General features: G+C 46.1%; 20 protein-coding genes. All 20 read left to right on the forward strand.

The genetic code is table 11. From position 1 onward, the window contains the following. The first annotated feature begins 120 nt into the window (after nucleotides 1–120). Nucleotides 121–1,011, forward strand: coding sequence for a dipicolinic acid synthetase subunit A (gene dpaA / locus ABDB98_RS08590; RefSeq protein WP_064778920.1), 891 nt, complete (start codon nucleotides 121–123; stop codon nucleotides 1,009–1,011). Between the two features lie 2 nt (nucleotides 1,012–1,013). Next, nucleotides 1,014–1,601 carry a dipicolinate synthase subunit B gene (gene dpaB, locus ABDB98_RS08595; protein WP_060962771.1) on the forward strand — a complete coding sequence of 196 codons (588 nt, stop codon included), beginning with the start codon at nucleotides 1,014–1,016 and terminating at the stop codon, nucleotides 1,599–1,601. 136 nt (nucleotides 1,602–1,737) lie between these two features. After that, nucleotides 1,738–2,778 carry an aspartate-semialdehyde dehydrogenase gene (gene asd, locus ABDB98_RS08600; protein ID WP_207579515.1) on the forward strand — a complete coding sequence of 347 codons (1,041 nt, stop codon included), beginning with the start codon at nucleotides 1,738–1,740 and terminating at the stop codon, nucleotides 2,776–2,778. 88 nt (nucleotides 2,779–2,866) lie between these two features. Further along, complete coding sequence (gene dapG, locus ABDB98_RS08605; RefSeq protein WP_049628486.1) at nucleotides 2,867–4,081, forward strand: aspartate kinase; 1,215 nt, start codon at nucleotides 2,867–2,869, stop codon at nucleotides 4,079–4,081. Nucleotides 4,082–4,111: 30 nt separating this feature from the next. Then, nucleotides 4,112–4,981, forward strand: coding sequence for a 4-hydroxy-tetrahydrodipicolinate synthase (gene dapA, locus ABDB98_RS08610; RefSeq protein WP_003154166.1), 870 nt, complete (start codon nucleotides 4,112–4,114; stop codon nucleotides 4,979–4,981). A 178-nt stretch (nucleotides 4,982–5,159) separates the two neighbouring features. Next, entirely contained in the window at nucleotides 5,160–6,827 is a 1,668-nt protein-coding gene (gene rnjB / locus ABDB98_RS08615) for a ribonuclease J2 (protein ID WP_438421945.1), read from the forward strand. 115 nt (nucleotides 6,828–6,942) lie between these two features. Beyond that, nucleotides 6,943–7,680 (forward strand): ClpP family protease, encoded by a 738-nt coding sequence (locus ABDB98_RS08620; RefSeq protein WP_047474942.1) that lies wholly within the window; start codon nucleotides 6,943–6,945, stop codon nucleotides 7,678–7,680. Beyond that, a complete protein-coding gene (locus ABDB98_RS08625; RefSeq protein WP_016936075.1) occupies nucleotides 7,677–7,886 on the forward strand; it encodes a YlzJ-like family protein in 210 nt (69 codons plus the stop codon). Before ABDB98_RS08620 ends, ABDB98_RS08625 begins: the two co-directional genes overlap by 4 nt. Before the next feature lie 134 nt (nucleotides 7,887–8,020). Next, nucleotides 8,021–10,384: a DNA translocase FtsK gene (locus ABDB98_RS08630; RefSeq protein ID WP_438421947.1), complete on the forward strand. Its 2,364-nt coding sequence runs from the start codon at nucleotides 8,021–8,023 to the stop codon at nucleotides 10,382–10,384. A gap of 124 nt (nucleotides 10,385–10,508) precedes the next feature. After that, complete coding sequence (locus tag ABDB98_RS08635; protein WP_060962767.1) at nucleotides 10,509–11,234, forward strand: GntR family transcriptional regulator; 726 nt, start codon at nucleotides 10,509–10,511, stop codon at nucleotides 11,232–11,234. A 111-nt stretch (nucleotides 11,235–11,345) separates the two neighbouring features. Further along, nucleotides 11,346–12,575: an MFS transporter gene (locus ABDB98_RS08640; protein ID WP_438421949.1), complete on the forward strand. Its 1,230-nt coding sequence runs from the start codon at nucleotides 11,346–11,348 to the stop codon at nucleotides 12,573–12,575. Between the two features lie 103 nt (nucleotides 12,576–12,678). Then, nucleotides 12,679–13,134: a MarR family winged helix-turn-helix transcriptional regulator gene (locus ABDB98_RS08645; protein ID WP_438421951.1), complete on the forward strand. Its 456-nt coding sequence runs from the start codon at nucleotides 12,679–12,681 to the stop codon at nucleotides 13,132–13,134. Continuing rightward, entirely contained in the window at nucleotides 13,134–16,253 is a 3,120-nt protein-coding gene (locus ABDB98_RS08650) for an MMPL family transporter (RefSeq protein WP_438421952.1), read from the forward strand. The genes ABDB98_RS08645 and ABDB98_RS08650 overlap by 1 nt, the downstream gene beginning before the upstream one ends. A gap of 151 nt (nucleotides 16,254–16,404) precedes the next feature. Further along, nucleotides 16,405–17,685 (forward strand): EF-P 5-aminopentanol modification-associated protein YfmF, encoded by a 1,281-nt coding sequence (yfmF, locus tag ABDB98_RS08655; RefSeq protein ID WP_047474934.1) that lies wholly within the window; start codon nucleotides 16,405–16,407, stop codon nucleotides 17,683–17,685. Beyond that, a complete protein-coding gene (gene yfmH / locus ABDB98_RS08660; RefSeq protein ID WP_016936068.1) occupies nucleotides 17,682–18,968 on the forward strand; it encodes an EF-P 5-aminopentanol modification-associated protein YfmH in 1,287 nt (428 codons plus the stop codon). Before yfmF ends, yfmH begins: the two co-directional genes overlap by 4 nt. Before the next feature lie 58 nt (nucleotides 18,969–19,026). Then, complete coding sequence (ymfI, locus tag ABDB98_RS08665; protein WP_438422127.1) at nucleotides 19,027–19,755, forward strand: elongation factor P 5-aminopentanone reductase; 729 nt, start codon at nucleotides 19,027–19,029, stop codon at nucleotides 19,753–19,755. Between the two features lie 76 nt (nucleotides 19,756–19,831). Then, nucleotides 19,832–20,089, forward strand: coding sequence for a DUF3243 domain-containing protein (locus ABDB98_RS08670; RefSeq protein ID WP_060962762.1), 258 nt, complete (start codon nucleotides 19,832–19,834; stop codon nucleotides 20,087–20,089). A 129-nt stretch (nucleotides 20,090–20,218) separates the two neighbouring features. After that, nucleotides 20,219–21,010, forward strand: coding sequence for a DUF3388 domain-containing protein (locus ABDB98_RS08675; RefSeq protein WP_007409819.1), 792 nt, complete (start codon nucleotides 20,219–20,221; stop codon nucleotides 21,008–21,010). 18 nt (nucleotides 21,011–21,028) lie between these two features. Then, nucleotides 21,029–21,916: a helix-turn-helix domain-containing protein gene (locus ABDB98_RS08680; RefSeq protein ID WP_438421954.1), complete on the forward strand. Its 888-nt coding sequence runs from the start codon at nucleotides 21,029–21,031 to the stop codon at nucleotides 21,914–21,916. 74 nt (nucleotides 21,917–21,990) lie between these two features. Further along, complete coding sequence (pgsA, locus tag ABDB98_RS08685) at nucleotides 21,991–22,572, forward strand: CDP-diacylglycerol--glycerol-3-phosphate 3-phosphatidyltransferase (protein WP_016936065.1); 582 nt, start codon at nucleotides 21,991–21,993, stop codon at nucleotides 22,570–22,572. Nucleotides 22,573–22,589 lie beyond the last annotated feature (17 nt).

Genomic DNA, 22,589 nt, shown 5'->3' on the forward strand with positions numbered 1-22,589 from the left:
CCGGTGCTTTTTTTATGAAAAAGACGCTGTACATTCACCGCCCTTTCTCTTTGCACATACGATGAAGAGGAGGATGACACTTAAAAGATCCAGTAACTGTAAAGAAGGTGAACGTTTCAAATGTTAACCGGATTGACAATTGCGATCATTGGCGGTGACGCAAGACAGCTTGAGATTATAAGGAAGCTGACAGAACAGCATGCCGATATTTATCTTGCAGGATTTGACCAATTGGATGACGGTTTTACAGGAACCGTCAAATGTAAAATTGATGAGATTCCATTTCCGAAAATAGACAGTATCATCCTGCCTGTATCGGCAACGACCGGAGAAGGCGTTGTCTCAACGGTTTTTTCAAATGAGGAAGTGGTATTAAAGCAGAGCTATCTTGAGCAGACACCGGAGCATTGCGTGATTTATTCAGGCATCTCTAATGCATACCTTGAGGGCATCGCCAGCGAAGCCGGCCGCAAGCTTGTTAAATTATTTGAGCGGGATGACATCGCGATATTCAACTCGATTCCCACAGTTGAAGGGACAATCATGATGGCGATTCAGCATACGGATTATACCATTCACGGGTCAAATGTCGCCGTTCTGGGCATGGGGCGCACCGGTATGACGATCGCCCGGACGTTTGCAGCGTTGGGAGCGAAGGTAAAAGTGGGCGCGCGGAGTTCGGCTCATTTGGCCCGTATATCGGAAATGGGGCTTTCTCCTTTTCAAATTGAAGAACTTACTGATCATGTAAATGATATTGATATTTGTATTAATACCGTACCGAGTCTGATTCTGAATCAAAGCGTTTTATCGCGCATGACGCCGAAGACCTTGATTTTAGATTTAGCATCCCGTCCGGGCGGAACGGATTTCAAATATGCTGAAAAACAGGGCATTAAAGCGCTGCTTGCTCCGGGTCTTCCGGGAATTGTGGCTCCGAAAACAGCCGGACAGATTATTGCGAACGTATTGAGTAAGCTTTTGGCAGACTTAAAGAAAGAGGGGAATTAGCCATGTCTCTGAATGGGAAAAGAATCGGATTCGGATTAACCGGCTCGCATTGCACATATGAGGAGGTTTTTCCGCAAATAGAAGCACTTGTCAGTCAAGGGGCTGAAGTCCGGCCGATTGTGACGTCGACCGTCCAATCGACCGATACGCGCTTTGGAGAGGGGGGAGATTGGATCAGAAAAATTGAAGAAGCAACAGGTTTTGAGGTAATTGATTCCATCGTAAAAGCGGAGCCTCTCGGGCCGAAACTTCCGCTCGACTGCATGGTCATCGCCCCCTTAACCGGAAACTCAATGAGCAAACTCGCAAATGCGATGACTGACAGCCCCGTCCTTATGGCTGCGAAAGCCACGATCCGCAACAGCCGCCCGGTCGTGCTCGGCATTTCGACAAATGACGGCCTCGGTTTAAACGGAACGAATTTAATGAGGCTGATGTCCGCAAAAAACATATTTTTCATCCCGTTCGGCCAGGATGACCACGTGAGAAAACCGACATCTCTTGTCGCCAGAATGGATCTCCTTCCGATTACGGTAGAAAAAGCGCTTTTGCATCAGCAGGTTCAGCCTGTGCTTGTACAGCATCAGTAATAAAAAATCAAGACACATAAAATCATTCCGGAATAAAAAAATTCGGTCAATCCGTGACTATTCTATGGTAAAATAAAACGTAAAATGCAAAGTCAATTCAACAAATGATGCTTAATTGGCGGAAGGAGTTTTACAGATGGGAAGAGGATTACACGTAGCAGTTGTCGGAGCGACGGGAGCCGTAGGGCAGCAAATGCTGAAAACATTGGAAGACAGAAACTTTGAAATCGAAACACTCACACTACTATCCTCAAAGCGTTCTGCTGGTACGAAAGTAACGTTTAAAGGCGAAGAGTATACAGTGCAGGAAGCTGTTCCGGAAAGCTTCGAAGGCGTTCATATCGCGTTATTCAGCGCCGGCGGAAGCGTATCACAAAGCCTGGCGCCTGAGGCTGTAAAACGGGGAGCTATCGTAATTGACAATACCAGCGCATTCCGCATGGATGAAAATACACCGCTTGTAGTGCCTGAGGTGAACGAAGGTGATCTGCATAAACATAACGGCATTATCGCCAACCCTAACTGTTCAACGATTCAGATGGTGGCGGCGCTTGAACCGATCCGCAAAGCATACGGCTTGAAAAAAGTCATTGTATCTACTTACCAAGCTGTGTCCGGAGCCGGCAATGAAGCGGCGAAAGAACTGTACAGCCAGACGAAGGCGATTTTAAACAATGAGCCTGCAGAACCGTCCATTATGCCGGTTAAAGGGGACAAAAAGCATTATCAAATCGCTTTTAACGCCATTCCGCAAATTGATAAATTCCAAGATAACGGCTACACGTTTGAGGAAATGAAAATGATTAATGAAACGAAAAAAATCATGCATATGCCGAAGCTGGAAGTGGCTGCGACATGTGTCAGACTGCCGATTGAAACAGGACACTCAGAATCTGTTTACATTGAGCTTGACCGTGATGACGCAACCGCAGAAGACATTAAACAGCTTTTAAAAGAGGCTCCGGGTGTTACGCTTCAGGATGATCCGGCGGAGCAGCTTTACCCGATGCCTGCTGATTGCGTCGGCAAACGGGATGTATTTGTAGGAAGAATCCGTAAAGATTTGGATAGAGCAAACGGTTTTCATTTGTGGGTTGTTTCTGATAACCTGTTAAAAGGCGCCGCTTGGAACTCAGTTCAAATTGCGGAAAGCCTGCAAAAACTGAACCTCGTATAAAACAAACGTATTTTCTATAGGCGAACAGAAGAGAGTATGGCTCTGCCTGCTCTCTTCTGTTACGTCAGACTAATTTGGAGTGAAAATAGTGAAAATCATTGTTCAAAAATTCGGCGGAACATCCGTAAAAGATGACAAAGGCCGCAAGCTTGCGTTAGCACACATTAAAGATGCCATCAGTGAAGGATATAAAGTTGTCGTTGTCGTATCGGCGATGGGAAGAAAAGGAGACCCGTACGCGACGGATTCTTTGATCGGGCTTCTTTACGGCAGCCAGTCCGACATTTCTCCGAGAGAGCAGGATATGCTTCTGTCTTGCGGAGAAACGATTTCGTCTGTTGTTTTTACCAGCATGCTGAAGGAAAACGGCATAAAAGCCGCAGCTTTAACAGGAGCCCAGGCCGGCTTTTTAACCAATGCCCAGCATACTGACGCCAAAATTTTAGAAATGAAAACAGAGCGGCTGTTCGCGACACTTGCCAGCCATGATGCCGTCGTTGTGGCAGGGTTTCAGGGAGCGACTGAAAAGGGCGACACGACGACGATCGGCAGAGGAGGAAGCGATACATCAGCAGCGGCGCTCGGCGCGGCGGTTGATGCTGAGTTTATCGACATTTTTACGGACGTGGAAGGCGTCATGACAGCTGATCCGAGAATCGTGGAAAATGCTAAGCCGCTTCCGAATGTCACATATACGGAAATCTGCAACCTTGCCTATCAGGGCGCGAAAGTCATTCATCCGCGCGCGGTGGAAATCGCCATGCAGGCAAAGGTGCCGATCCGCGTGCGCTCGACTTATTCAAAAGACAAAGGAACTCTGGTGACGTCCCATCATTCGTCTAACGTCGGCAGCGATGTGTTCGAACGGCTGATCACGGGAATTGCTCATGTAAAAGACGTAACGCAATTTAAAGTTCCCGCCAAAATGGGTCAATACAATGTTCAGACAGAAGTCTTTAAAGCAATGGCGAACGCCGGCATCAGCGTAGATTTCTTTAATATTACGCCGAGTGAAATTGTTTATACCGTAGCCGGCAGTAAAACGGAAGCCGCGCGCAGCATTTTGGCCGAATTAGGCTATGAACCGACAGTGACGGAAAGCTGTGCGAAAGTGTCAGCGGTCGGTGCCGGAATAATGGGTGTGCCGGGTGTTACGTCAAAAATCGTCTCCGCACTTTCAGATAAAGGCATTCCGATTCTGCAATCAGCCGACAGCCATACGACGATCTGGGTGCTCGTTCATGAAAAAGATATGGTAACGGCGGTAAATGCGCTGCATGAAGTGTTTGAACTTTCAAAGTAAATGTGATTGAATCATGATGAGGTGAAAAAAATGAATGTCGGAAATATTTCTACAGCGATGATTACCCCTTTTGACAGTAAAGGGAATGTAGACTTTCAAAAACTGTCTACATTAATCGACTATTTGTTGAAAAACGGCACGGATTCTTTAGTCGTCGCAGGGACGACCGGCGAATCTCCGACACTTTCAACTGAAGAAAAAATTGCACTCTTTGAATTTACAGTCAAAGAAGTGAACGGACGCGTGCCTGTTATTGCGGGTACGGGCAGCAACAATACGAAAGACTCCATCAAACTGACAAAAAAAGCTGAAGAAGCCGGCGTCGATTGCGTTATGCTTGTCACGCCTTATTATAATAAGCCTTCCCAAGAGGGCATGTACCGTCATTTTAAAGCCATAGCTGAAGAAACGTCTCTTCCTGTTATGCTTTACAACGTGCCGGGCAGAACGGTCGCTTCGCTTGCGCCGGAAACGGCCATCAGACTTGCGGAGATTCCGAATATCTCTGCGATTAAAGAAGCGAGCGGTGATCTTGACGCGATTACGAAAATCATCGCCGAAACGCCGGAAGATTTTTACGTCTATTCAGGTGATGACGGGTTAACCCTTCCTATTCTCGCAGTCGGCGGAAGAGGAGTCGTGTCAGTGGCCAGCCATATTGTAGGTTCTGACATGCAGCAAATGATTAAAAACTATACAAACGGGCAGACGGCAACCGCGGCACTGATTCATCAGAAGCTTCTCCCGATCATGAAGGAGCTCTTTAAAGCGCCTAATCCGGCTCCGGTCAAAACGGCGCTTCAGCTGAAAGGCCTTGATGTCGGATCTGTGCGTCTTCCTCTTATTCCGCTGAATGAAGATGAGCGCCTGAGCCTGAGCAGCGTCATCAGCGAACTGTAAGAAAAAATTTATACAGTTAAAATACGCGGTCATTCTCATTTTTATCGTGAGTTTGACCGTTTTGTCTACATATTGGTTTTCCCTAAACCTTCCGCTTCTTCTTGTTTTCTAAAATTGATATCAGTTATAATAGGAACAAGTGATGATGGACGGGTATGAGACTAGGAGGATACAGATTTTGAAAAAGAAAAATACAGAAAACGTCAGAATTATCGCCCTTGGCGGTGTCGGAGAAATTGGGAAGAACCTATATGTCATTGAAATTGACTCGGACATATTTGTAGTAGACGCGGGGCTCATGCACCCTGAAAATGAAATGCTCGGTATTGATGTCGTGATTCCGGATATTTCTTACTTGGTAGAACGGGCTGACCGCGTGAAGGCCATTTTTCTGACACACGGACACGATGAAAACATCGGAGGCGTCTTTTATTTATTGAACAAGCTGTCGGTGCCGGTATACGGAACGAAGCTAACGCTTGCTTTGCTGAGAGAAAAACTCAAGCAGTACGGGCATAATCGAAAAGCTGATTTGCGTGAAGTTCACTCCAAATCAGTCATTACATTTGAATCAACAAAAGTATCGTTCTTTAAAACGATCCACAGCATTCCGGATTCAGTGGGAGTCAGCTTTAAAACATCACTTGGCTCTATTGTATGCACGGGAGACTTCAAATTTGACCAGACGCCTGCTTATCACCAATCATGTGATATCGGCGAAATCGCCAAAATCGGAAACGGCGGTGTGCTTGCCCTGCTTTCTGACAGCGCCAATGCGGAGCGCCCGGGATACACTCCGTCAGAAGCACATGTAAGCGGTGAAATTTCCGATGCGATGTACAATTCAGACAACCGCGTCATCGTTGCCGTATTCGCGTCTAATATCAACCGGATTCAGCAAGTGATTCAGGCTGCCGCCCAGAACGGCCGCAAACTCGCAATCGCCGGAAAAAACCTGCAAAACGTGCTTCAGCTTGCGCGCAAGCTCGGCTATATTGAAGCAGAAGATGAATTGTTCATTCCGGTGCAGGATGTGAAAAAATATCTGAAACGGGAAGTGGCAATTGTTACAGCCGGAAGCCATGGTGAGCCGTTAGCCGCTCTTACGCGGATGGCCAAGCAGGCGCACAAGCAGCTTAACATTGAAGAAGGAGATACCGTTGTCATTGCATCAACACCGATTCCGGGACATGAATTGGTATATTCCAAAACCGTCAACCAGCTTGTCCGCGCCGGGGCTCAAGTCATTTTCGCCCAAAAACGCGTGCATGTGTCCGGTCACGGTTCGCAGGAAGAATTAAAACTCATGCTTAATTTGTTAAAACCGAAATATTTAATTCCGGTTAACGGTGAATTCAGAATGCAAAAAGCGCATTCCAAAATCGCTGAAGAAATCGGCATGAAACGCAGCGACATTTTCTTAATTGAAAAAGGCGACGTCGTTGAATTTCGCGGCCAGAATGTGAAAATCGGGGATAAAGTCACGTACGGAAACGTTCTGATTGACGGCCTAGGTGTCGGTGACATCGGCAACATCGTGCTGCGAGACCGCCGCTTATTGTCACAAGACGGCATTCTCATTGTCGTGATTACGCTTGATAAGCAGAAAAAGAACCTCGTATCGGGTCCTGAAATCATTACGCGCGGTTTCGTATATGTCAGAGAATCAGAAGGCTTAATTGTACAAGCTACTGAGCTCGTCCGGTCAATCGTGACAGAAGCGACGGAAACATCCGCCGTAGAATGGTCCACGCTGAAACAAGCCATGCGCGATGCGCTGAACCAATTCCTTTATGAAAAAACAAAACGCAAACCGATGATCATTCCGATCATTATGGAAGTATAATGTACACAAAAGCCGGAGCGCATGATGCTCCGGCTTTGTTTTTGTTCATCTCCCGGATGGAAACCCGCTTCTTTGTTCATAATACAAAGAGACATTCGGAAAGGGTGAAGATAAAATGGATCATCGTATGGAAAACACCGAAGAACAGCAGCCCGAAAAATCAGATGCGAAAGACAGCATTATGAGCAAAATTCAGCAGCTGGGAGAGACATCTCTGCCGCAAATGTCGCAAGATACCAATATTCACTGTCTGACAATCATCGGCCAAATTGAGGGGCATGTCCAGCTGCCGCCGCAAAATAAAACAACCAAATATGAACACGTCATTCCGCAAATCGTCGCCATTGAGCAAAATCCGAAAATTGAAGGACTTCTGATTATCTTAAACACCGTCGGCGGTGATGTGGAAGCGGGGCTTGCGATTGCAGAGATGCTCGCATCTTTGTCAAAACCGACCGTTTCAATCGTACTCGGCGGGGGACACTCGATAGGTGTGCCGATCGCCGTGTCATGTGATCATAGTTTTATCGCGGAAACAGCGACTATGACCATTCACCCCGTTCGGCTTACAGGTCTGGTTATCGGGGTTCCGCAAACATTTGAATACTTGGACAAAATGCAGGAGCGGGTCGTCAACTTTGTGACCCATCATTCAAATATTTCCGAAGAAAAATTCAAAGAACTGATGTTTTCAAAAGGAAACCTGACCAGGGACATCGGAACGAACGTAGTCGGAAAAGATGCGGCTGATTACGGATTAATTGATGCCGTCGGCGGCGTCGGACAGGCGATAAAAAAGCTGAATCAGCTGATTGAAGAACGAAAGGGCGAGGAAGGAATGATGATTCAATGATCCTTTATACCGTCATGCCTCAAGAAGTCGTTTACGGTCAGGAAAGAGAGCAAAGCGCGCATGAACAGGTAGACTATGCCGGTGTGCCGCTGTTAGTCGAAATGAAGGGAAATGAAGCTGAAGTCGTACAGATTTTAAGTACGAACCCGATGGATTTTCTGAATCCGGACATCGCTCCGGGGCAAAAAATCAAGTTGAAAATCTAACCGGCATTCAGTCCGTTTCTCGGGGGCAAAATATGCTATAATAGGGGAATCCTACAGAAAAACGCAGCCGGTAAAAGGCTGCTTTTCTTCATGATGTATGATTTTACATTTTTTAACGCAGTAAGGTGATGAGTGTGGCAAAGAAAAAACGGAAATCTAAAAAGAAACAAGAGAGTAAGCTCAATCTAAAATACGAACTAAGCGGACTGCTCTGCGTTGCAATCTCGATTATTGCTGTTTTGCAGCTCGGCGTTGTGGGACAGACATTTGTGTACTTGTTCCGTTTTTTTGCCGGAGAGTGGTTTATTTTATGCTTAATTGCGCTCTTCCTTCTGGGAATTTCGCTGTTTTGGAAAAAGAAGAGTCCAAGTCTTTTAACGAGAAGGAAAGCCGGATTGTACTGTATTATCGCCAGTATTTTGCTGCTGTCTCACGTACAGCTCTTTAAAAATCTGTCTCATCACGGGTCGATTCGGTCCGCAAGTGTCATCGGCAACACGTGGGAGCTGTTTATGATGGATATGAAACAGCAGGCCGCCTCGCCTGATTTGGGCGGCGGTATGATCGGCGCGGTACTGTTTGCAGCTTCCCACTTTTTATTTGCATCAACGGGTTCACAGATCATGGCGATCGTGCTGATCTTAATGGGGCTGATTCTTGTAACGGGGCGTTCACTGCAGGAAACGCTCAAAAAGTGGACGAGCCCCGTCGGCCGGTTTATCCGCAGTCAATGGCAGGCATTTCTTGAGGATATGAAAACGGTCAGAACGAACATGTCTTCGCCGAAAACAAAAACCAAATCGGGCAAAAAACAAAAACGGGTTCAAAAGAAAAAAGAAGTGCCTGAGCCGGAAGAAGAGGATGAGGAAATCATTTCGCCGATCATCCATTCAGAGCCGATTATTTCAAGCTTCTCAGACCGTCAGGAGAAGCGTGACGAACCGGTGATTCCTGAAGAGACGCAGGAGACGGCTCAAATGGTAAAAGAAGGGCCCTCCGGCGGCGCTCAAGACAGTGACGAACCGGCGGCTGCGGCTCCGCCCATGACGTTTACAGAGCTTGAAAACAAGGATTACCAAATGCCTTCATTGGACATTCTGGCTGACCCGAAACACACAGGCCAGCAGACCGATAAGAAAAACATTTACGAGAATGCAAGAAAACTCGAACGGACTTTTCAAAGCTTCGGCGTAAAGGCAAAAGTAACACAGGTTCATCTCGGTCCGGCGGTCACAAAATATGAGGTCTATCCGGACGTTGGGGTCAAAGTCAGTAAAATCGTGAATCTGAGTGATGACCTCGCGCTCGCGCTTGCCGCGAAGGATATCCGGATAGAAGCGCCGATTCCGGGGAAATCAGCAATCGGCATCGAGGTGCCGAACGCTGAAGTCGCGATGGTTTCGTTAAAAGAAGTGCTCGAATCCAAGCTCAACGACAAGCCGGATGTGAAGCTTCTGATCGGGTTGGGGCGAAACATTTCCGGGGAGGCTGTGCTTGCCGAACTGAACAAAATGCCCCATCTGCTCGTCGCTGGGGCCACGGGAAGCGGGAAAAGCGTCTGTGTCAACGGTATTATTACGAGCATCCTGATGCGAGCCAAACCGCATGAAGTGAAAATGATGATGATTGACCCGAAAATGGTTGAGCTGAATGTGTATAACGGCATTCCTCATCTGCTTGCGCCGGTCGTGACAGATCCGAAAAAGGCCTCACAGGCTTTGAAAAAGGTCGTCAATGAAATGGAGCGCCGCTATGAACTGTTCTCCCATACGGGCACGAGAAATATAGAAGGCTATAACGACCATATCAAGCGGTCAAATGCCGAAGAAGAAGTAAAGCAGCCCGAACTGCCGTACATCGTCGTCATCGTTGACGAGCTTGCCGATCTGATGATGGTCGCTTCTTCCGACGTGGAAGATTCGATTACGAGACTTTCACAGATGGCCCGGGCGGCAGGCATTCATTTGATTATCGCGACACAGCGGCCTTCAGTCGATGTCATTACCGGAGTGATTAAAGCCAACATTCCGTCGAGAATTGCCTTCAGCGTCTCTTCTCAGACCGATTCACGGACGATTTTAGACATGGGCGGCGCTGAAAAGCTTCTGGGCCGCGGAGATATGCTGTTTCTGCCTGTAGGCGCGAATAAGCCGGTGCGTGTTCAGGGAGCATTTTTATCGGATGAAGAGGTTGAGCATGTCGTAGATCATGTCATCACACAGCAAAAAGCGCAGTACCAAGAAGAAATGATTCCGGAAGAAACCGCGGAAACACACAGTGAAGTGACGGATGATCTGTATGACGAAGCGGTCGATTTGATTATCGGTATGCAGACGGCATCTGTCTCCATGCTTCAAAGACGGTTCAGAATCGGATACACGAGGGCCGCGCGTCTGATCGACGCAATGGAGGAACGGGGCGTCGTCGGGCCGTATGAAGGAAGCAGACCGAGGGAAGTACTATTATCAAAAGAACAATATGATGAGCTCTCTTCTTAAAAAGGAGAGAGCTTTCGCTTAAAATGATACCGCCAAAATCATTCCTATTTATTTTTTTATCAAAACATGATATAGTTGTCCCAATTGTTCAATAATTTATGAAAGTGGTTTACGGAGGGGAAACATGTCTACAAAAGCTGACAATCGTCACTTGTATTTAAAAGTGATTGAGCGAATCAAAGAGGATATACAAAACGGAATTTACACCGAAAAGGAAAAGCTTCCTTCTGAATTTGAGCTTTCAAAATCGATGGGTGTCAGCCGGGCAACTCTGCGTGAAGCTTTACGTATCCTTGAAGAGGAGCATGTGATTATCAGAAGGCACGGTGTGGGCACTTTCGTCCATACAAAACCGCTGTTTCTTTCAGGTATTGAACAGCTCAACAGTGTGACGAAAATGATTCAGCAAGCGAACATGGTGCCGGGTACGATTTTTTTGTCGTCTCAGGTTATTACACCGTCTGATGAAGATATCGCAAGATTCCGGCTTGAGCCTGAGCAGGAGCTTTTTTATTTGGAGCGTGTGAGAACGGCAAGCGGCACTCCGGTCGTTTACTGTCTGGATACGATTCCGATGGACATTCTGCCGAATTCTTTCTGTCATGAACAGGAGTCCATTTTTGATCTCTTGGAAAAAAACTCCGGATCTGTGATCAGCTATGCCGTTGCTGATATTGAACCGATCGGATACCACGATACGATTTCACCGGTTTTGGAATGCGAACCGGAGACGGCGCTTTTATTGCTGAAACAAACCCACTATAATCAGCATGATGAGCCTGTGCTGTATTCATTAAATTATTTCCGGGCTGATAAGTTCAGCTTTCATGTTGTCAGAAAACGTTTTTAAGACAGACGCGTCATGTGTCTGTTTTTTTATTTGCGCCGTTCGTACATACTTTGTTTGCCGCAAGGCACAATAAAACAGGAAACAACCAAGTATAGTGAATGGGTGAATAAGTTGAGTAAGAAGAAAAATGGAACGAAAAATATCATTGCTTTGGCTTCTGTACCGCTTGTCATGACACTCGGGAATTCGATGCTGATTCCCGTCCTTCCGATGATTGAAAAGAAGCTGTCCATATCGTCTTTTCAAGTATCGTTAATTATAACGGTATATTCGATTGTGGCGATTATTTGTATTCCGATTGCCGGATATCTGTCCGATAAATTCGGAAGAAAAAAGGTCCTTCTGCCTTGTCTTCTCATAGCCGGTGCGGGCGGCGCGATTGCTGCGATAGCTTCGACCGCGTTCAAGCATCCATATCCCATTATCTTGGCGGGACGGGTGCTTCAGGGAATCGGTTCGGCAGGGGCGGCTCCTGTTGTGATGCCGTTTATCGGTGATTTGTTCAAGGGGGATGATGAGCGGATTACCGCGGGGCTCGGCGACATTGAAACGTCTAACACAGCCGGGAAAGTTCTAAGCCCGATTCTCGGGTCGCTCTTGGCTGCTTGGTTTTGGTTTATGCCGTTTTGGTTCATTCCGTTTTTTTCGCTCATCAGTTTTTTTCTCGTTTTGTTTTTGGTGGCAAAGCCGGAGAAACAAAAAGAAGTGCCTTCTATTTCCGAATTCGTGAAAAATGTAGGTCACATATTTAAGCGGGACGGCCGCTGGCTCTTTACGGTATTTATCATCGGCTGCGTGATTATGTTTTTGCTGTTCGGGGTTCTGTTTTATTTATCAGACTCGCTGGAGAAGAAGTACGGAATTGACGGTGTGGCTAAAGGAGCGCTGTTAGCAATCCCGCTTTTATTTCTATCCGTCAGTTCATATATAGCAGGCAGAAAAATCGGGAAAGACCAAGGCAGAATGAAGTTTTGCATTGTTTTTGGAATGAGTGCCGTGACACTGTCATTTATCGGCCTGTGGTGGAATCACAGTTTTTATTTATTATTTATCTTCCTCTGTGTAAGCGGTACCGGAATCGGAATGGCATTGCCGGCGTTAGACGCTGTCATCACAGAAGGCGTAGACAACGAGGAATCGGGAACCATCACCTCATTTTATAACAGCATGCGGTTTATCGGAGTAGCGGCAGGACCGCCGATATTTGCTGCGCTGATGTCAAATGCAAGCTGGCTGATTTTCATTTTATCCGCTTTTTGCGGCATTGTATCAGTATTTTTAGCGCTGTTAAATATCTCTTCACAAGCAAAAGAAAAAAAGGAATCATTAAAGACGGTGTAATCTGCACTGTCTTTTTTTATTTGATTCTGAATATTGACATGATACCGTCAGCTCGTTATTCTTTAGTAGTTAAACATATTAACTATTAAAGGAGGGGGAAAAGGTGCATGAAGAAAAAGTAAAACAGCTCATTCAGCGTTATTCCGATGTATACCTGCACGTCTTAAAAAAAATTGACAGCATTATCGCCGAAAAAGTGAACAAAGAGCTGACATTGGATCAATATTACATACTCCGCTATATTATGCTCAATCCCGATTGCAAATCAATTGAACTGGCAGCGGTATGCCACGTCAACAAAAGCGCCATTACATCCATGACGAACCGCCTGTATGAAAAAGGATACATCAAAAGAGAACGGAGCCAAAGCGACCGCCGGAGCATTCTGTTAAATGTTACGGAAAAGGGGACGGAAGTATTTCACCGGGTGGAGCAGCGGATTGAGGATCTCGTCCGTTCATACATTATGCATTTTGATGAAGACGAGGCGGAAATGTTCGTTAATACATACGAAAAATTATATCGACTGATGATGACAGAGGAGGATCGGCAGACATAATGAAAAAGATTATCCAAGCCCGCTGGATCATCGCCGCGGCATGGATCGCCGCAACGGTGATATTTATGCTTACAGCGCCTGATATGGCTGAATTGACACGGGAGAAAGGCCAGATTTCCGTACCGGACGGATATTCCTCTTCTTACGCCCATAAACTGCTTGATGAAATGTCTGATTCAGACGCACCGTCTTCTTCAGCCGTCATCGTATTTCACGAGAAAGGCTTAATGACAGACAAAAAAGCTCGTTTGCAAGAGGCTGTGGACACTTTATCTGAACATAAAAAAGCGCTCCATATTAAAACGGTGACCTCATATTTCGGGGAAAAAAATGAAGACGTCAAAAAACAGCTGCTGTCAAAAGACAGACAAACGATGCTCGTTCAGCTGCAGCTTGATACATCAAAAAATGACATCATCAAAATAAAAGACAAAATTGATAAAGAACTGAAACCGTACGGCGTATCATACGGCATCACAGGCCAGTCCCTGATTGACGAAGATGTGCTGAAAAGCTCGCAGGACGGCTTAAAAAAGACCGAATATATTACGGTTGCCTTTATCCTGATCGTGCTGATTCTTGTATTCCGATCAGTGGTTGCTCCGTTTGTGCCGCTTTTATCTGTATTAATTTCTTATTTAGTCAGCCAGTCCATTGTCGCATTTTTAGTCGATCAGCTGGATTTCCCGCTCTCAACCTTTACGCAGATTTTTATGGTTGCGATTATGTTCGGAATCGGCACCGACTATTGCATCCTGCTTCTCAGCCGCTTTAAAGAAGAACTGTCTCACGGGGCTGATATAAAAGAAGCGATCGTTGTGACCTATAAAACGGCCGGAAAGACGGTTTTATACAGCGGCGGAGCGGTATTGATCGGATTTGCCTGCATCGGATTTGCGACATTTAAACTGTATCAGTCGGCAGCCGCCGTTGCGGTCGGCGTCGCGGTGCTGCTGCTTGCACTCATGACGATTGTGCCGTTTTTTATGGCTGTTTTAGGAAAAAGACTGTTTTGGCCTGTTAAGGGCGATATTTCCCATCCGCAAAGCAAAGCATGGGAAACGGCAGGGCGGTTTTCATTTAAAAGGCCGCTCATCAGTCTGGCAATCGTGGCGGTATTTACCGTCCCGCCTATCCTTCTTTACAAAGGCGCTCTATCTTACAACAGCCTTGACGAAATCGGGGATAAATATGAATCCGTCCGCGCGTTTAATACAATTTCAAACGCATTCGGACCCGGAGACCTTCTGCCGGCGACAGTCGTCATCAAAAATGACGACAAATTAAATACTGAGAAACACCTGATTGATATCGAAAAAATCAGCAGAGAACTTGAAAAGACAGAGGGTGTGAAAACGGTCAGAAGCGCCACGCGCCCTGCGGGAAACGGATTGAATCAATTATTTGTCACAAATCAGGCAAAACAGCTTCAAGAAGGGCTTGATAAAGGCAATACAGGACTTGAAAAAATCACGGACGGATTAGGGCATGCCGCAAAGTCGTTAGCTGATTCACAGCCGCAGATCGAAGAGTCAGGAAAAAGCGTCAATCAGCTTATTGACGGAACACTGTCTCTGAAATCCGGGCTTTCTGATATAGGAGAAAACCTGAATAAACTGCAGGCGGGCGTCAATAAGAATAAAGCCGGCGTCGCTCAAATGAGAAAGCAGATTGAAGAACAGAAACAAATGCTCTCTATGCAGCTCAGCCAAAACAGCGGTCTCGCTTCAGAAACGCAAAACGCTTTAAAGCTGGTCAAAACCGTTCTGCCGATGAAAAATGAAGCGAGCAGGCAGCTTGCTGATTTGAACAAACAGCTTAACCGGCTGCCGTTTGCAAAACTGGAAGCATCGATACCGGCAGTGAAAGCTGATCCGTCCTATCAAGTGATCAAATCGGCTTTTACAGATGTACAGTCAGCCGTTTCCAAAGCAAATAGAGACGCAGAAGCGTTTTCTAAAGAGGTTGACAGTCAAAAGGATCATCTGCAGCAAGCGGAAAAACAATTTTCCCGACTGTCAGCCGCTCAGAAAAAAATTGACACCCAAATTAACGCAATGATTAACGGTCTGACCCAAATTGAAAACGGCCTTCAGCAAGTGTCAGACGGCCAGGGGGCTCTTGCCGGACAAATGCCGCGCCTTGAATCGGCGGCAGGGCAGCTCGCAGAGGGTCAGAAAAAAATGCAGAGCGGTCTCGGTGATTTTTCTTCCCAGCTCAGCGATCTTTCTTCCGGCCTTAACGATAGTGTAAAAGGGCTTAAGAAAGTGTCGAGCGGCATGATGGGGGCGAATGATTATCTGGGTGAGCTTCATAAGGCGTCAGACAAAGAAATGGCCGGCTGGTTTGTGCCGAAAGAAGCCTTGGAAAACAGCGATTTCACAAGCGTGTTTAATACGTACATGTCAGATGACAGAAAAACGACAGAATTAACCGTCGTTCTTGATAACAACCCTTATTCAAATACGGCTATTCAAGATATTGAAGCGATCAAAGCGAGCGTTAAAAGAATCATTCCGAACACCGATCTGAAAAATGCCTCTTTCGGCGTCTCCGGGGTTTCCAGCATGAATGCCGATTTAAAAGAAGTATCGGATTCAGATTTCAAACGGACGGCAATGTTTATGCTGGCGGGTATTTTTCTGATTCTCATCGTGATGCTGCGCTCCCTCATTATGCCGGTTTATTTAGTGGCTTCGCTCGTCCTGACGTATTTCGCATCCATCGGGGTGACGGAATACATCTTTACTCACTTCTTCGGGTATCCGGGCGTAAACTGGGCCGTGCCGTTCTTCGGCTTTGTCATTCTGATGGCTCTTGGTGTGGATTATTCCATCTTTTTAATGGACCGCTTTAATGAGCTGAAAAAAGAAGGAACGGAAGCCGCGATGATCAGCAGTATGAAAAATATGGGCTCAGTCATCATTTCGGCGGCCATTATTTTAGCGGGAACCTTTGCGGCCATGCTGCCGTCAGGCGTTCTTTCCCTTTTGGAGATTGCAACCGTGGTATTAACCGGTCTCCTCATGTATGCAATTGTTGTCCTTCCGTTTTTTGTACCGGTCATGGTGAAAATCTTCGGAAGAGCCAACTGGTGGCCTTTCAATTTGAAAAAATAACGTACAATGCCTCTGCCTGTTTTCGGGCAGAGGTTTTTTGTTTCCTTATAAATCCTCCAGTTGATATAATTACATTTGCACACTCTTTTTTGCGAATGCTGAATTTTGGTCATAATACATACTATTAAAGAATGAACGAAGGAGGTTTCACATGACTTACGTAAATGAAATGAAGTCAAAGCACGGCGGAATCACCGCCCACATCGTAAAGACTGAGAAATTTAAAACCGTTTCACTGACGTTTAAAATGCTGGCTCCTTTAACGAAAGAGCTCGTAACAAAAAGGGCGCTGTTTCCTCATGTGCTTCTCCGCGGTACAGAAAGCCGGCCGAAAACCGCTGATTTGCGTTCTTACTTCGATGAGCTGTACGGGACATCCGTTTCCGCTGATCTGACAAAAAAGGGAGAACGTCATGTTATTACGTTCCGGCTTGAGATTCCCAATGAAAAATATCTGAAGGACCGCACACCATTATTGGAAAAAGGGCTTCAGCTTTTATCAGAGCTTGTCTTTTCGCCTGCTTTGGAAAACGGCGCCTTCCTGCCCCTTTATGTCACGCAGGAAAAACGGACGCTGAAACAGCGGATTCAAGCCGTATATGACGATAAAATGAGATATTCTAATCTCCGTCTCGTACAGGAAATGTGCAAAAGCGAACCGTATGCCCTTCACGTCAACGGCGAGATCGATGATGTCGAACACATTACGCCGCAAGATCTGTATGAAGCCTATCAAAAAGCCATACGCGAAGATCAGCTGGACCTGTATGTCATCGGTGATGTTGACACAGATCAAGTGAAAACGGCTGTTGATACGTATTTTAAAACGGACGAACGGGCGCAGCAGCCTTTAGAAAGAAGCACGGCGAATGAACAGCCTGACCCGAAGGAAGTCATTGATGAAGAGGACGTCAAACAAGGCAAACTGAATATCGGATTCCGGACCAATACGACATACACAGACCCGGACTATCCGGCATTGCAAGTGTTTAACGGGCTGTTCGGGGGGTTCTCTCATTCGAAGCTGTTTATAAATGTCCGTGAAAAAGCGAGTCTCGCCTATTATGCAGCCTCAAGGGTGGAAAGCTTCAAAGGGCTTCTGATGGTCATGTCAGGCATTGAAGTGAAAAATTATAAGCAGGCCGTCACCATTATTGAAGAACAATTTCAAGCTATGCAAAACGGTGATTTTTCAGAGGACGATATCGCCCAAACGAAAGCCGTTATTAAAAACCAAGTGTTAGAAACGATTGATACGGCATACGGCTTAGCGGAATTTCTGTATCAGCAGGCTTCAGCCCAAGTGGAGATACCGATCGAAACTTTCCTTGACAATATCGAGAAAGTGACGAAAGAGGACATTATCAATGTCGGAAAGAACATCAAGCTGGATACGACTTATTTCTTAAAAGGGACGGGGGGAGCATCTTGACTAAACCGATAAACTACGAACAGCTGCAAGAAACGCTGTATCATGAAAAAATGGCAAACGGCCTTGATGTCTATGTGCTGCCGAAACAGGGCTTTAATAAAACATACGCCGTGTTTACGACAAAGTACGGTTCCATTGACAATCAGTTCGTTCCTTTAAATAAGGAAGAAATGGTTCACGTCCCTGACGGAATCGCGCATTTTCTTGAGCATAAACTGTTTGAAAAAGCGGACGGCGACGTGTTTCAGGACTTCAGTAAGCAGGGGGCGTCGGCAAATGCCTTTACTTCATTTACACGAACGGCTTATCTGTTCTCCAGCACTTCAAATGTAGAGAAAAACCTGGAAACACTCGTGGATTTTGTTCAGGATCCGTATTTCACGGAAAAATCAGTGGAAAAAGAAAAAGGCATCATCGGCCAAGAAATTAACATGTATGATGATAATCCGGATTGGCGGCTGTTTTTCGGCCTTATCGAAAATATGTATAAAGACCACCCCGTGAAAATTGACATTGCCGGAACGGTAGAAAGCATCTCACATATTACGAAAGATCTGCTGTATGAGTGCTATGAAACATTTTATCACCCGAGCAATATGCTGCTCTTTATCGTCGGTCCCGTTGATCCTGAAGCGATCATCAGCCAGGTGCGGAAAAACCAGGAGAAAAAGCCGTTTACAGATCAGCCTGAAATCAAACGTGAAGAAGTTCAGGAGCAGGAAGCGGTTTTCCGCCGGGAGCAGGAATTAAAAATGAACGTCCAAGGCTCAAAATGTCTTGTCGGTTTAAAGGCGAAAAACCCTTATAAAACGGGGCGGGAGCTGTTGAAGCACGAGCTCAGCATGAACCTCATGCTTGAATGTCTCTTCGGAAAAAGCTCACCGCATTACGGCGACTTGTACGACAAAGGCTACATTGATGAAACCTTCAGCTTTGATTATACGGCTGAATACGGATTCGGTTTTGCCTCAGTCGGAGGAGATACACCGGAGCCGGATAAGCTTGCTGACGAATTAAAACAGATGCTGCTTGATGCGGGATCAGCCGTGACTGCGGAAAAGCTTGACCTGGCGAGAAAAAAGAAAATCGGGTCATTTTTAAAAGCGCTCAATTCGCCTGAATACATCGCCAACCAATTCACGCGTTACGCCTTTTTAGATATGAGTCTGTTTGATGTCGTAACTGTACTGGAGCAGATCACCCTGGAAGACGTAGAGCGGGTCATTAAAGAAGAAGTGTCAGAAGACAGGCTGACAGTCTGCAAAGTCGTGCCAAAATCATAAAAAAACATCCCTCACGCCCTGAGGGATGTTTTTCTGGGGAAAGAAGGAATGTTGATTGATGAAACAGACAGCGCTCGTCACTGGAGCAAGCGGCGGAATCGGACAAAGTATAAGTGAAGTCCTCGCAAAAAACGGATATGACGTGCTTTTGCATTATCATTCTAATAAAGAAGCCGCACACAGGCTTGCGGAAAGATTGAGCGCATCATTCGGTGTAAAAGCCTCTATTATTCAGGCGGATCTGTCCTCACCGGAAGGCGCGGAGACACTCAGCCGCTCCGTTAAACAGCCTGTGGACGCTCTGATATTAAACAGCGGCAAAAGTCATTTCGGCCTGATTACGGACGTGACGGATGACACGGCGCGGGAGATGGTGCAGCTGCATGTGACGAGCCCGTTTTTGTTGGCGCGTAATCTGGTGCCCGGCATGATCCGGAAAAAAAGCGGAGGCATCGTCGCGATCGGTTCCGTATGGGGAGAAACAGGCGCATCGTGCGAAGTGTTATACAGCATGGTCAAAGGAGCGCAGCATTCGTTCGTCAAAGCGCTTGCCAAAGAGCTTGCTCCGAGCGGCGTCCGCGTGAACGCAGTCTCGCCGGGCGCCGTTGATACGAATATGCTTGATCAGTTTACGTCTGATGAAAAAGAAGCATTGGCAGAGGAAATACCCGCGGGCCGGCTGGCAAATCCCGAGGAAATCGCCGAAGCGGCAGCGTTTTTATTATCGGAGAAGGCTTCCTATATTACCGGACATATATTATCGGTAAACGGCGGCTGGCACTGCTGAAAAAAAATGTGTGTATAGTTTGCATCTGCACGGACAAAATAATTTTGTAACAACAGATGAAATGGAGGAAGCCAACATGTCAGTATTAGAAAACTGGGATAATTGGAAGAATTTCCTTGGCGACAGATTGAACTATGCACAGGAAAAAGGGATGAGTGATGAAACGGTCACTGATCTCGCTACAGAAATCGGTGGTTACCTTGCGAACGAAGTCGACTCGAAAAACCATCAGGAAAAAGTGCTTGCTGATCTTTGGAGCGTTGCTTCTGAAGATGAACAGCGCGCCATTGCAAATATGATGGTGAAGCTTGTTGAAAATAACAGCACTCATTAAGAGGGGAGGATTTTCTCCTCTCTTTTTTTATGTTTTCCTCTATAGAGCAACATTCTTCTTTCTAATTAGAGAAAAATGTTTTATGATAAAGGAAGGTAAAAATTTGCCACAATGGAGGGGGTATATCATTTGGCAAAGCTCGAATGGTATTTTGAATATGAAATTCAAGTGAACCGCCCCGGCCTGCTCGGGGATATTTCATCTCTTCTCGGGATGCTGTCAATTAATATTGTCACAATTAACGGTGTCGACCTTTCCAGAAGGGGAATGCTGCTCAGATGCCGGCATATAGATCAAATTAAACGATTGGAATCAATTTTAAAAACAATGGAGACCATTAAAGTAACGAAGCTGAGAGAACCGAGGCTTCGCGACCGTCTCGCAGTCCGTCACGGAAGATACATTCAGCGTGATGCCGATGATAAAAAAACCTTCCGCTTTGAAAGGGACGAGCTTGGCCTTTTGGTTGACTTTATGGCTGAGCTGTTTAAAAAAGAAGGACACAAACTGATCGGAATCCGGGGGATGCCGCGGGTCGGAAAAACGGAGTCCATCGTTGCCTCAAGCGTCTGCGCCAGCAAAAGATGGCTTTTCGTATCTTCAACGCTGTTAAAGCAAACGATCCGCAGCCAGCTGGTTGCCGATGAATACAGCACGGAAAACGTGTTTATCCTTGATGGCATCGTTTCGACAAGACGGGGCTCTGAGCGCCATCTTCAGCTCGTCAGTGAAATTATGAGGCTCCCGGCGACAAAGGTCGTGGAGCACCCGGATATTTTTGTTCAAAATTCGGAGTATACGCTCGATGATTTCGATTATATTATCGAACTCAGAAATGATCCTGACGAAGTCATTACATATGAACATGCAGAAGAACCGCAAATATTTGATCAGACCGGTTTTTCAAGCTTTGATTTTTAATATTGGAAGGTGTTTGTTGTGACAGAATTAGCAATCCGGCTTAAAGAAGCCAGAGAGGAAAAAGGGATGTCATTGGATGAACTCCAGGCGGCGACGAAAATTCAGAAAAGATACTTAACCGCTCTGGAAGAAGGCTCCTATGATGTCATTCCCGGCAATTTTTATGTGCGGGCGTTTATCAAGCAATACGCTGAAGCTGTCGGGCTTGATTCAGACCAATTATTTGAAGAATATAAAAAAGACATCCCGAACACGTATCATGACGATGTGTCGGAGAAAATCTCCGGTCTCGCCATGCAAAGGGAGCTGCCTAAGTCCTCAAAGGCGGCGGAATGGCTTCCGACCGTTCTTATTGTCATCGGTGTGATTATCGTCATTGCGATCGTGTATGCGATTATTCAGTTTGGAATAAGCAAGTCCGGGCAGACTGACAGCAATAAGGCCGTCACCCAAAGTGAGAGCAAGTATGAGATTCCTAAGGATTCTGCGCTGAAAAACGACGGCAATACAAATGACGGAGCGCAGACTGACAGCAAAAAAGACAAAAAAGCGCCAGAGCAGAAAAAGAAAGAAAAGAGCAGTGAAAAGATAGAGATCAAAGCGGCCGGAACAGAAGGCTCCGCTTCTTCATACAACGTTTCCGGAGCTGATAAGTACAAGCTTGAACTGATTGCTTCCGACAACGCTTGGATCCGCGTCCGTGATGACAGCGGCGGTTCATTAAAAGAAGGGACGCTGCAAAAAGGCGAAACCTACAAAAAAGACATCACAGATCAAAAGCAGATTGAAATACGCACGGGCTATGCCCCTAACCTGAAAATTAAAATCAACGGAGAGGTTCTGTCCTATGAACTCAATCCGCATGATGTGATGGCGCAGACCATAACAATCAAGATGAAAAAATAAAAGGGGAAAAAGTCATCTGAACGATTAAGATGACTTTTTCTTCACGTCCGAGTACATATTATTGGAGGGGCTTTATGTTTAACTTACCGAATAAAATCACACTGGCAAGAATCGCTTTAATTCCTGTATTTATGATTATCATGCTTGTTCCTTTTCAGTGGGGCAGCCTTCATATAGGGGATGAATCGATTCCGGTCGCACATCTTACGGGAGCTGTTTTATTCATTATCGCATCAACGACTGACTGGGTGGATGGCTACTACGCCAGAAAGCTGAACCTCGTGACAAACTTCGGGAAATTTTTAGATCCGCTGGCTGACAAGCTGCTTGTGTCTGCGGCATTAATTACGCTTGTGCAGTTTGACCTTGCGCCGGCATGGATGGTCATCGTCATCATCAGCCGCGAATTTGCCGTAACGGGACTAAGACTTGTGTTGGCGGGAACGGGGGAAGTCGTAGCCGCCAATATGCTGGGAAAAATTAAAACATGGGCTCAGATCATCGCTGTTGCAGCGCTTTTACTTCATAATCTCCCGTTTGAGCTCGTTTCTTTCCCGTTCGGCGATATCGCTTTATGGGTGGCCGTGCTCTTCACAGTCATTTCCGGCTGGGATTATTTTGCGAAGAACTGGGATGCGTTAAAAACATCTAACTAAGAAAGAAGGACTTGAAC

Source organism: Bacillus siamensis, assembly GCF_051628075.1.
GTDB classification, from domain to species: domain Bacteria; phylum Bacillota; class Bacilli; order Bacillales; family Bacillaceae; genus Bacillus; species Bacillus siamensis.